At 66.2% G+C, this 11,038-nt stretch carries 9 protein-coding genes; 5 read left to right on the top strand and 4 right to left on the bottom strand.

Features of this window, described 5'->3' with window-relative positions:
* Positions 1-106 precede the first annotated feature (106 nt).
* Both NG697_RS17105 and pucL read right to left on the bottom strand, forming a co-directional pair.
* Positions 107-1,594 carry a nucleobase:cation symporter-2 family protein gene (locus NG697_RS17105; protein ID WP_252602840.1) on the bottom strand — a complete coding sequence of 496 codons (1,488 nt, stop codon included), beginning with the start codon at positions 1,592-1,594 and terminating at the stop codon, positions 107-109.
* Positions 1,595-1,759: 165 nt separating this feature from the next.
* The gene (gene pucL / locus NG697_RS17100) at positions 1,760-2,668 is read right to left on the bottom strand and encodes a factor-independent urate hydroxylase (protein WP_252602841.1); all 909 of its coding nucleotides are present in this window, start codon (positions 2,666-2,668) and stop codon (positions 1,760-1,762) included.
* Positions 2,669-3,031: 363 nt separating this feature from the next.
* Between pucL and NG697_RS17095 the strand changes: the two genes are divergently transcribed.
* Complete coding sequence (locus tag NG697_RS17095) at positions 3,032-3,229, top strand: hypothetical protein (RefSeq protein ID WP_252602843.1); 198 nt, start codon at positions 3,032-3,034, stop codon at positions 3,227-3,229.
* A 104-nt stretch (positions 3,230-3,333) separates the two neighbouring features.
* Here the strand turns inward: NG697_RS17095 and ligD are convergent, their stop codons facing one another.
* A complete protein-coding gene (ligD, locus tag NG697_RS17090) occupies positions 3,334-4,587 on the bottom strand; it encodes a non-homologous end-joining DNA ligase (RefSeq protein ID WP_252614755.1) in 1,254 nt (417 codons plus the stop codon).
* Positions 4,588-4,717: 130 nt separating this feature from the next.
* Entirely contained in the window at positions 4,718-6,082 is a 1,365-nt protein-coding gene (locus tag NG697_RS17085) for an 8-oxoguanine deaminase (protein WP_252614753.1), read from the bottom strand.
* A gap of 390 nt (positions 6,083-6,472) precedes the next feature.
* On the opposite strand from NG697_RS17085, the gene NG697_RS17080 reads away from it, so the two are divergent.
* The 4 genes from NG697_RS17080 to NG697_RS17065 all read left to right on the top strand — a co-directional run bounded on the left by NG697_RS17080 (position 6,473) and on the right by NG697_RS17065 (position 11,038).
* Positions 6,473-6,967: a nucleoside deaminase gene (locus NG697_RS17080; RefSeq protein WP_252609626.1), complete on the top strand. Its 495-nt coding sequence runs from the start codon at positions 6,473-6,475 to the stop codon at positions 6,965-6,967.
* Between the two features lie 15 nt (positions 6,968-6,982).
* Positions 6,983-8,509 carry an NCS2 family permease gene (locus NG697_RS17075; RefSeq protein WP_252609821.1) on the top strand — a complete coding sequence of 509 codons (1,527 nt, stop codon included), beginning with the start codon at positions 6,983-6,985 and terminating at the stop codon, positions 8,507-8,509.
* 316 nt (positions 8,510-8,825) lie between these two features.
* Positions 8,826-10,112: an XdhC family protein gene (locus NG697_RS17070; protein ID WP_252614751.1), complete on the top strand. Its 1,287-nt coding sequence runs from the start codon at positions 8,826-8,828 to the stop codon at positions 10,110-10,112.
* Complete coding sequence (locus tag NG697_RS17065; RefSeq protein ID WP_252614749.1) at positions 10,103-11,038, top strand: FAD binding domain-containing protein; 936 nt, start codon at positions 10,103-10,105, stop codon at positions 11,036-11,038. The genes NG697_RS17070 and NG697_RS17065 overlap by 10 nt, the downstream gene beginning before the upstream one ends.

The following is an 11,038-nucleotide window of genomic DNA, read 5'->3' as shown; positions in this document are numbered from 1 at the left end:
AAATACCGGGCCAAAGGCCGTGCCATCGACCGCCGAACCTACCCCGCGACACTCACCACGAGAATCTTGACACCCGACCCAGACGACTAACCGAACGGCATTGGGGTTAGTGCTCCGCGGACGTCTTGAGCGGGACTTCCTTGCCCTCGGCGTCGATGAGCTTGCCGCCCTCGTAACGGTCGCCGTCGGCCAGGATCTTCAAGTCGGCTTCGGTGACCACCCGGGCGGTGCCGGCCACAAACACTGACTGGTTCTCCGAGTTGCCGGCCTTGAGGTGGTTGAAGAGCAGGTTCAGCAGGATGGCCATGACGGCGGCCGAGCTGATGCCCGAGTGGAAGATCGTGGAGAACCAGGACGGGAACTGGTCGTAGAACTTCGGGGCCGCAATCGGGATCATGCCAAAGCCGATGGAGGCGGCCACGATGACCAGGTTCATGTTGTTTTTGTACTCCACCTTTGCGAGCGTGCGGATGCCGCTGGCGGCCACCGTTCCAAAGAGTACGACGCCGGCGCCGCCCAGGACGGGGGTCGGAACCGCTGCGACCACACGGCCGAGGATGGGCAGCAGGCCCAGGATCACCAGGATGAGCCCGCCGGCGCTCACGACGAAGCGGCTCTTGATGCCCGTGATGGCCACGAGGCCAACGTTCTGGGCGAAGGCGCTCTGGGTGAAGGAGTTGAACAGGGGCGAGATGGCGCTTGAGAGCATGTCCGCCCGCAGGCCGTCGCCGATGCGGCGGGAGTCCACCTTGGTGTCCACGATCTCGCCGACGGCGATGATGTCCGCCGAGGTCTCGGTGAGCGTCACCAGGATGACAATCAGCATCGAAATGATCGCCGCAATCTCAAAGGTCGGCAGGCCAAAGGCGAACGGCGTAGGGAAGGCAACTACGTCGCCCTGGCCCACTTTGGAGAAATCCGCCATGCCCGTGAACAGCGCGATCACGGTGCCGATCACCATGGCCAGCAGGATGGACAGCCGGGAGATGGCGGCATTACCCACCTTGCTCAGCAGCAGGACGATGCCCATGGTGGCCGCGGCGAGGCCGATGTTGGCCACGCTCCCATAGTTCTCGGCCTTGGCGTTGCCGCCCATGGCCCAGTTGGCGGCGACCGGCATCAGCGTCAGGCCGATCGTGGTGATGACGGTGCCGGTGACCACGGGCGGGAAGAACTTGATGATTCTGGAGAAGAGCGGCGTGATGGCCAGGCCGATCAGGGACGCCACAATCACCGAGCCGAAGACGGCCTGGATGCCGCCGCCGCCCTGCACGATCGCCACCATGGTGGAGACGCCGGCGAACGAGACGCCCTGTACCAGGGGCAGTTGAGATCCAAAGAACGGGATGCCCACGGTCTGCAGGATGGTGGCGAGGCCGCCGACGAACAGGCAGGCCGCGATGAGCAGGCCGATGTCCGTGGCGGACATACCGGCCGCGGCTCCGATGATGAGCGGCGGGGCGATGATGCCGCCATACATGGTCAAAACGTGTTGGAAACCGTACGCGAACGTGCTTCCGATCGAGAGGCGCTTGTCCTCGGGGCGGGCCGCGGAACTAGTCGACGCGGGCCGGGACTTCTTCTTGCTGTTCATGGCAGACTTTCTTGGTTCATGGCAGACGCCTTCGTCTGGCTAACAATGTCTGGCTAACAATTTGGGGCTTTGGGGCCGGTTGATTTCGACAAGCTCAATCACCGTAGACGGGCCCAACCACCGGGTTTGGTCCGGTGGTCGAGCCCGTCGAGACCCGGTGGCAGATCAGCAGAAGCCGGCGATGCCGTTCCAGGCGGCGGGGGCCGTGCCTGAGTTTTCGCGCTGGACCGTGGCCTCGATCAGGCCGTAGGGGCGGTCCGCGGCGAAGAAGACCTCGTTGGGGTTGTCGAGCCCGAACGGGCTGAGGTCAACCAGGAAGTGGTGCTTGTTGGGCATCGAGAACTTGATCTCGTCCACTTCGCCGTGTGCTTCCAGGACCTTCTTGCCCATGTCGAACAGGGTCTGCTGCAGGGCGTGGGAGTAGTTCTCCGTGAAGCCCTCGAGCAGGAGGGCCTTGATGTCCTCGTAGCTCTTGTTGAAGTCCGTGGCCGTGTGGTCCAGGCCCGTGCTGTAGCGCCAGCGGGCGGAAACATCCGTGGCCAGGATGCGGTCCGTGGTCTCGGGCAGGGTGGTGTACTTATCTCGCGGGTAGCCGACAAAGCCGGACTGGGTGGTCTTCAGGACGGTCAGGTCCTTGAGCCCGGAGATCAGGTGCGTGGTGTTGCCGTCCCGGACCACAACGGCGGTACGGACTTCCTGCCCGTTCCGGACAAAGCTGTGGTCGTGTTCGGAGCCGTGCGACTGGATGCGGTCCCAGGTGTAGGACTCGGCTTCCCAGCGGCCGCCCGTAACCCAGTCGAAGCCTGACGTGAAGTGCTCGCTGAGGCGAAGAAGGAAGGCTTCGGGGGAGCCAACGCCCGCCCTGGCGAAGGCGTAGATGGTGTTCTTCTGGGTGTCCGTGGCGACGACGTGGGCGTTGTCGCCCTGGAGGTGCGCAGCCTCGAAATCGCCGCGCAGCTGCGAGGTGACGTTCAGGTCTTCGATCTGGTGGCGGTCGGTGTCGCGGGTGACTTTGACGACGCGGACTTCGGCCTTTCCGTACTGGTTGTGGCCGAGGATGATGTTGCTGCTCATGGTCAGATTCCCAACTTCAGGTATGTGGGACCAAGGTTCCACATAGAAATTAAGCGCGCATTTCCCGCGCGTTTCTAGTACCGTCGGCCCAACAAAAAATGAGCCGACATCAATTGATGTCAGCTCATTACGACCCTGCCTGCTGCTCCCAGGTTACGTGACTTGCGCCACGAGTTGGGTACCAGAATAGCCCAGCTTCGGGGTGGTGTACATCACAATCTGAAAAATCAGTTTGTGACCGAGGGTCGCCCGGACCATTGACGTACCGAGATCCGGCAGTTTAGGCTATTTCACATAGCAAAAGTTCTTTTCCACTTTGCGGAATCATCAAAGTATCATCAACCCACCTCGGAGGAGGATCAGATGTACCAGCAGGACACAACGCCGGTCGCACCGGAACACACGGCGGCACCCGCCGTCCAGGAGTTCTACCTTCCCCTCGGAGGCGGAACGGATCCGGACTTCTATCTGCCCGCGGACCGGGAGCATGTTCCGGGCCGCTTCTCGCGCTGGGTCCAGGGCCTGCCGGGCTTCGGCAGCCAGCGTTCCCGACGGGGCTGACGACACGCATCTTCGTTGAGGACACGCAAACGGCCTGGCGACACCCAAATTCGGGTGTCGCCAGGCCTTTTGCGCGTCGCGGGGCCGTTTGCGCGTCGCCAGGATCAGGACTCCGACGGCCCCGGGCGCCCGGGCCACTGCTTGCCGGCCCAGGGGTCGTAGTCGGCGATGAGTTCCTCCTGTGGCGGACGCTCCGGTTCGGGGACGTGCTGCAGGTTCACCCGCACCCGGTACCAGAGCGAGCTTGATCCGCGCATTCCGTCGACGAGCACATCGGCGGGGTGCAGGGCCGGGACGAGGTCCACGTGCCGGGACTTCCACTCATCGAGTGCCGCGAGGGCCTCGGGCTTGGTCCTGGTGCGGGCAACCTCGATGAGCGGCATCAGCGACTGCCGGCGGCCGGAGCCGTCTCCGCTGCGGGGCGCTTTCTCGGCGGGGCCGAGCTCGGCCGCCAGCGCGAGGAGCCCGTCGAGTGTGCCCACCGCGTCATCGATCCCGGCGTGCGGGTCGCCCACGCTGGCGAAGCGCCCGGGCACCGTCCGCACCGTGAACTGTTCCGGCCGGATGGAGCGGACCTCATCCCAGGTGAGCGGCGTCGAAACCCGGGCATCGGGCAACGGTCGGATCGAGTACGCCGATGCCACGGTGCGGTCCTTTGCGTTCTGGTTGAAGTCGACGAACACACTTTCGCCGCGCTCTTCCTTCCACCACCGCGCGGTAGCGAGGCCGGGAGCGCGGTTTTCGACCTCGCGGGCGAGGGTCTCGGCGGCGAGCCGCACCTCGCGGAACGACCACTGCGGCGCGATCCGCACCAGGATGTGGAGTCCACGCGACCCGCTCGTCTTCGGCCACCCCACCAGCCCCACGTCGTCGAGCACCTCCCGCGCGACATGCGCGACATCAACGATCTGGGACCAGCTGACCCCCGGCATCGGATCGAGGTCCACCCGGAGCTCGTCCGGGTGCTCAAGGTCCTCGGCGCGCACGGGATGCGGGTTAAGGTCCAGGCAGCCAAGATTCACCACCCACGCCAGGCCCGCAGCATCCCGGATGACGGCCTCCTCAGCCGACGTCCCCGACGCGTAGTGCAGCGTCGTTGTGTCGATGAAGTCGGGGTGGTTTTCGGGCACGCGCTTCTGGAAAAACGGCTCAGCGTCGATGCCCTTCGGGAAGCGCTTGAGCACCATGGGCCGGCCACCCGCACCGCGCAGCGCACCATCCGCGACGGCGAGGTAATAGCGGACCAGGTCGAGCTTAGTCAGCCCGGGCTCGGGGAAAACCACCTTGTCCGGACTCGAGATGCTCACCTCGGTGCCGCCAATGTCGAGGATCTCGGCCGGGGTCTTCGACGGGCTCATGCCGCCACGCTAGCAACGATCGGAGGTGGCAGCCAGAGCTCGTGCATAGGCCCGTTCTGACGGTTCCCTGAACGCCCGACGCCGCTGGACGTCGTGTGCGCAGGGAACCGTCGAAACGGCCAGCGAAGAGCTACCCCGCCACAAGCTTCCGCGCCGCGGCCGAGTGCTCCGCAATGAGCCCCGCGATGTCCAGCCCCGGGATCTGCCCGTCCACCACACGCCACTTCCCGCCCACCATGACGCGGTCCGCGCGGTCCGCGCCGCACAGCAACAGCGCCGCCACCGGGTCGTGGCTGCCGGAGAACCGCAGGTCGTCGAGGCGGAAGAGTGCCAGGTCGGCCTGCATCCCCGGCGCCAGTTGACCAATATCGGAACGCCCCAGCACGGCTGCCGAGCCCCGTGTCGCCCAGCCAAGAGCGCGCTCCACCGGCACATCCGCTCCGTAGCGCAGCCGCTGCAGGTACAGCGCTTGCCGAGCTTCCAGGATCATGTTGGAAGCATCGTTCGACGCCGATCCGTCCACTCCCAGCCCCACCGGGACCCCGGCTGCCTCGAGTTCCAGCACGCGTGCGGTGCCTGACGCGAGCCGCATGTTCGACGTCGGGCAGTGTGCAACGGCGGTGCCGGCGGCTCCCAGCCGGGCGATCTCGTCGTCGTTGAAGTGGATACCGTGGCCCAGCCAGGTGCGGTTGCCCAGCCAGCCGACGCTCTCAAGATAGTCCACGGTGCGCAGGCCGAACATCGAGAGGCAGAAGTCTTCCTCGTCGATGGTCTCAGCGAGGTGCGTGTGCAGCCGGACGTCAAACCGCTCGGCCATCAGGGCGCTCTCGGCCATAATTTCCTTGGTCACCGAGAACGGCGAGCACGGTGCCAGCGCAATCTGGATGACGGCGCCGTCGCCACGCTCGTGGTACTGGGAGATGAGGCGTTCGCTGTCCGCCAGAACGATCTCCGGCCGCTGCACCGTGGACTGCGGCGGCAGGCCGCCGTCGTCCGTTCCCAAGGTCATGGAGCCGCGCGTAAGGGTGGCCCGCATGCCGAGTTCGCGTACGACGCCGACCTCCACGTCGATCGCGTCCTCGAGTCCCGCGGGGAACAAGTAGTGGTGGTCGGCTGCCGTGGTGCAGCCGGAGAGCAGCAGCTCGGCCAGGGCCACTTTCACCGCGAGTTCCAGGCTGTCCGGAGTCAGGCGCGCCCAGACCGGGTAGAGGTTCTGCAGCCAGGGGAACAGCGGGGCGTTGGCCACCGGACCCCAGGCGCGCGTGAGGGTTTGGTAGAAGTGGTGGTGCGTGTTGATCAGGCCCGGCATCAGGACATGCGCGGAGGCGTCAAACGTCGAGTCGCAGGGTGCGGACGGCTGCCCGCCGGCCGGAACCAGCTCGGCGATGATGCCGCCGCTGACCATGATGCCGCCGCCGGCGTCGAGCCCGTTGGCGGTGAAAGCGGCGAGCGGGGTCCTGATCCAGAGCCTGGACGGGATATGCGGGTGGGCCATGGATGGCTCCTTGTCTGGTCGGCAACAAATGCGTTCCAGCTCAGTTAGGCCCTGTCTGCTGATCCAGGTGGCGCCAGCCTAGGGTGCTGCCGCGACGGAAGTCAATGCCACGTGGGGTCACATACGGCCCATTCCGCGCCTCTGGATAGGCCGTATGTGACCCCGCGTTGCTAGGTAATTTCACATCACGAAATTAAGTTTCCAGAAAACTATGGCGCTGCTCACACATCCGGTGCTAATCTCGATCTTGCCAAAGGCGGGCACCCGGACTCCGGGAAGCTATCTACCAGGCGAACCTTCAAAAGCACATGCTGAAGCCTGGTAGCCGTATCACTGGCGCGTCCCCGTCTCAGGGTTACTGGGCTTCCTTGCCACTAAGGAAGTCGCAAAATGAGCACAACCGTCACGGCCGAACATTTCCTGGCCGCATCCATAAATCTGGCAACAGCCAACGTCCTGGACAGCGGCGGCCCGTTCGGCGCTGTCGTTGTCACCGCGGATGGCCGCGCCTTCGAAGGCGTCAACCGGGTCACCGCCACAAACGACCCCACGGCCCACGCCGAGGTCACCGCCATCCGCAATGCCTGCCGCGAGCTCGGCACCTTCGATCTCAGCGGAGCCACCCTCTACACGAGCTGCGAGCCCTGCCCCATGTGCCTGGCCTCGGCCCTCTGGGCCCGGATCGGCAACGTGGTCTTCGCCGCCGACCGGCACGACGCAGCCTCCGTGGGCTTCGACGACGCGGTCTTCTACGAGTACTTCGAGAACGAGGACCGGGATGCACTGATGCCGGTCGCCAAGCTGGAACTGGGCGACCCCCAGGCTCCCGCCATCCTGGAACCGTTCAAGACCTGGAACACGCTCGATTCCAGGATTGACTACTAGGATCCGGTGGCTGACATGACAATCCTGGACCCCGCAGAAATGCGAACCGCAGCTGAAAAGCAGGCTGCGCCCGAAGGCGCAGAGCACACGGCGGCACCCCGGCCCCCGGCGTCGAAATCCTTCCTGGATAGTTTCTTCCAGATCACCAAGCGTGGCTCCACGCTGGCGCGCGAATTCCGCGGCGGCATTGTCACGTTCTTCACGATGGCCTACATCGTGATCCTCAACCCGCTGATCCTGGGCGGTTTCTCGGCCGAGAACGCCCCCACGGACGTCGCCGGCGGCTGGCTCTCGGCAGCGCAGGTGGGGGCCGTTACCGGGCTCACCGCCGGCGTTATGACCATCGTGTTCGGCCTCGTCGCCAACCTGCCGTTCGGGCTCGCAGCGGGCCTGGGCATCAACTCGTTCCTGGCAGTGGCCGTCATCCAGGACGTCACCTGGCCCGAAGCCATGGGCCTGGTGGTCATCAACGGTGTCCTGATCGTCCTCTTCGGCGCCACGGGTGCCCGGACGGCGATCTTCAAGGCAGTCCCCAAGGAACTCAAGGCTGCCATCACCGTCGGCATTGGCCTGTTTATCGCCTTCATCGGCTTTGTGGATTCCGGCTTCGTCCGCCCCACCAAAGGCGGCCCGCCGGTCCAGCTCGGCAACGACGGCTCCATCACCTCCATCCCCACCCTCGTCTTCATCGTCGGTCTGTTGGTCATGGGAATCCTCGTGGCCCGCAAGATCCAGGGCGGCCTCCTGATCGGAATCGTCGCCACCACAGCCCTCGCCGCCGTCGTCGAGGCCGCCATGCATATCGGTCCCGGCAGCGCCGACAACCCCGGCGGCTGGCACCTCAACGTGCCCGTGCTCGCCGGCCAGCTGGTCTCCGCCCCGGACTTCAGCCTGGTGGGCCAGTTCGATCTCTTCGGCTCGTTCTCAAGGATCGGCGGCCTCGCGGCAACCATGCTGGTGTTCACCCTGGTGTTCACCAACTTCTTCGACGCCATGGGCACCATGACCGGGCTCGCCAAGAGCGCCGGAGTGGCGCACAAGGACGGTACGTTCCCCAGGCTGAAGTCGGCCTTCATCGTCGAGGGCATGGGCGCAGTGGTGGGCGGCGGAACGTCCGGCTCGTCCAACACCGTCTACATCGATTCCGCGGCCGGCATCGGCGAAGGTGCCCGTACCGGCCTGGCCTCCGTGGTGACCGGAGTGCTGTTCCTGGGCTCGATGTTCTTTACGCCGCTGACCTCGGTGGTGCCGCTCGAAGTGGCGGCAGCCGCCCTGGTGGTGGTGGGCGCCATGATGATGGCACAGATCCGCGAGATCAAGTTCAGCAAGTTCTCGATCGCATTGCCGGCCTTCCTGACCATCATCACCATGCCGCTGACCTACTCGATCGCCAACGGCATCGGCGTCGGATTCATCTCTTTCGCGGTCATCAGTGCGGCGTCCGGCCGGGCCAGGAAGGTCCATCCGCTCATGTGGGTGGTCACCGCGGGCTTCATCATCTACTTCGCCCGCGGGCCGATCAACGCCCTGCTGGGCGCGTAGACCCCCGGCGTAACTGCCCATTCGGGCGCCTTAAACGTGTCATGTCGCCTTAAACGGCGGTCCATCCGCACCCACCGCATCGAGTAGGCGTCCGCCGCCGTGGTCCACAGCATCAGAACCTACGACGGCGGGCGGCGGTGGAGTGCGGCTGGGCCGTCACGGACCGGGGCTGGATTAGAGGCCCCGCCCCGGTCCCCTCAAACAACTCCCCGGACTTTCCCTCTACACCAGCAAGGAATGAGATTATGAGGCAAGACCGCGCTCTGTTCCGGACGGTCTTCCCGTCCGGGACCTCAGTGGTAAAGGACGTGTTGCCATGCTGGACCTAATACCTTCACTGGGAGGCTGGCGGCCCGCGGTCTCCGGCCAGCGCTGCGCCGTCGCCACCATCGTGGCCGCGGGCGGCTCCGTGCCCCGGCCGCTCGGCACGTCCATGCTTGTGTCGGAACACGGGGACGTCCTGGGCAGCCTCTCCGGTGGCTGCGTGGAGGGCGCCGTAGTGGACGCCGCCCTTGCGGTAATGCGCGACGGCGGCAGCCGCCTTGAGTCGTTCGGCTACAGTGCCGAGGACGCGTTCGCCGTCGGACTCTCCTGTGGAGGAGAGCTGGAGGTCCACATCCAGCCGCTCGGATCCTCGCTGGAGGCCATGGACTTCGCCATGCTGAACGGCCTGGTGGGCCGCCACTCCACCACTGCCGTGGCGCTGATCCGCCGGCTCGACGCGGGCGGGGGAGCCGTCGTCGTGCAGGATCCTGTGCGGTTCCGCGCCATGGAGTCCCCGGAACTTGCCCGGCTGGTGGGTGACCATCCCGCCACTGTTTACGCGGCAGCCGCCCAGCTCGAGCCGCTGCTCCAAGGCGGCCGCGCCGGTTTGGTCCGCGTGGCACCACCCGGCGGCTGCTCCGACAGCCGGGACCAGACCCACCCCGAACCCATCACCCTGTTTGTGGAAAGCCGGCTCCCCGCCGCGCGCATGCTGATCTTCGGCGCCAACGACTTCGGCGCCGCGCTGCTCCCGGCCGGGAAACTGCTGGGCTATGACGTCACCTTGTGTGATGCCCGGCCGGCTTTTTCGAACCAGGGCCGATTCCTCGCCGCCGACCAGGTGGTCACGGACTGGCCGAACCGCTATCTGGAGGCAGAAGCAGCCGCGGGCCGGGTGGACGGCCGCACCGTGGTGTGCGTGCTGACCCACGACCCCAAGTTCGACATCCCGCTGCTGGAAACCGCGCTCGGCCTGGGCCTCGCCTATGTGGGCGCCATGGGTTCGCGGCGCAGCCACCGCCAACGCATCGACGCGTTGCTCGCGGACGGCACGCCGGCGGAAGCGCTGGAGCGGCTCCATTCGCCCATCGGCCTGGATCTGGGCGCGGTCACCCCGGCAGAAGTGGCTGTTTCCATCACGGCCGAGATCCTCGCGTCCCGTGGCCGGGCCGGACGGGGCAGCACCACGCCGGCGCCGCTCAAGGCATCCTCGCTCAAGGACGGCAGCGGCCCCATCCACCCCACATCAGAACCCCGCACGCACGAACCCCGCACGCACGAACCCCGCACGCACGAACCCCGCACGCACGAACCCCGCCAGGAGAACCCATGGACATGAACACCATCGAGGCCGTCGTGCCCACGACGGACCCCGCCGAATGGCGCGACGGCGATGCCTGGCTGGCCGGCGGCACGGTCCTGTTCTCCTACGGGAGTACCGTCCTGAAGCGGCTGCTGGACCTTGGCGAAGCGGGTTGGCCGGCCGTGACCGTGAGCAACGCCGGGATTGAACTGGCCGCCACATGCACCGTCGCGGAGCTCTACGCCCTGCCGGGTTCGGACGAAGTTGCCGGCAGGGAGTGGCCGGGCCTGGACTTGTTCCGTCCATGCTGCGACTCCTTCGTGGCATCCTTCAAGGTCTGGAACATGTCCACCGTGGGCGGCAACCTGTGCACCTCGCTCCCGGCCGGGCCCATGATCTCGCTCTGCGCAGGGCTGGACGCCACCGCCACCATCCTCGGCCCCGGCGGCAGCAGCCGCACGGTCCCGGTGGCCACGTTCATCACCGGGGACGGGCAAAACAGCCTGGCACCCGGCGAGCTCCTGCGCAGCATCCACCTGCCGGCGTCGGCCTTGTCCGCGAAAGTGGCCTTCCGGCGGCTCTCGCTCAGCAACCTCGGCCGTTCCGGAGTCCTGCTGATAGGACGGCGCGACGCCGACGGCGGCCTGGTCATCACCGTAACCGCCGCCACCAAACGCCCCGTACAGCTGCGGTTCACCGCTGCCAAGATGGCCGGCCCCGCGGCCCTGGCGGCCGCCGTCGGGAAGGCCATTCCCGCGGAGCTGTACCACAACGACATCCACGGGCTGCCCGAATGGCGCCGGGACATGACCCTCCGGCTTGCCGAGGAGATCCGAGCGGAACTGCTGGAGGAACGGCTCACCGTGTCAGGCGATTTCTGGGCCGGCCGGCCGCACGCCTTGTCGCCGCAGCCAAGCGCGCAACCCGACACAGCACAGAACAAGCAGCAGAAGGAGGCCTGA

The organism is Pseudarthrobacter raffinosi, from assembly GCF_023913835.1.
GTDB lineage: Bacteria > Actinomycetota > Actinomycetes > Actinomycetales > Micrococcaceae > Arthrobacter > Arthrobacter raffinosi.
Note: the sequence above shows the minus strand (reverse complement) of the source record. Positions and strands in the feature narration are given on the sequence as shown.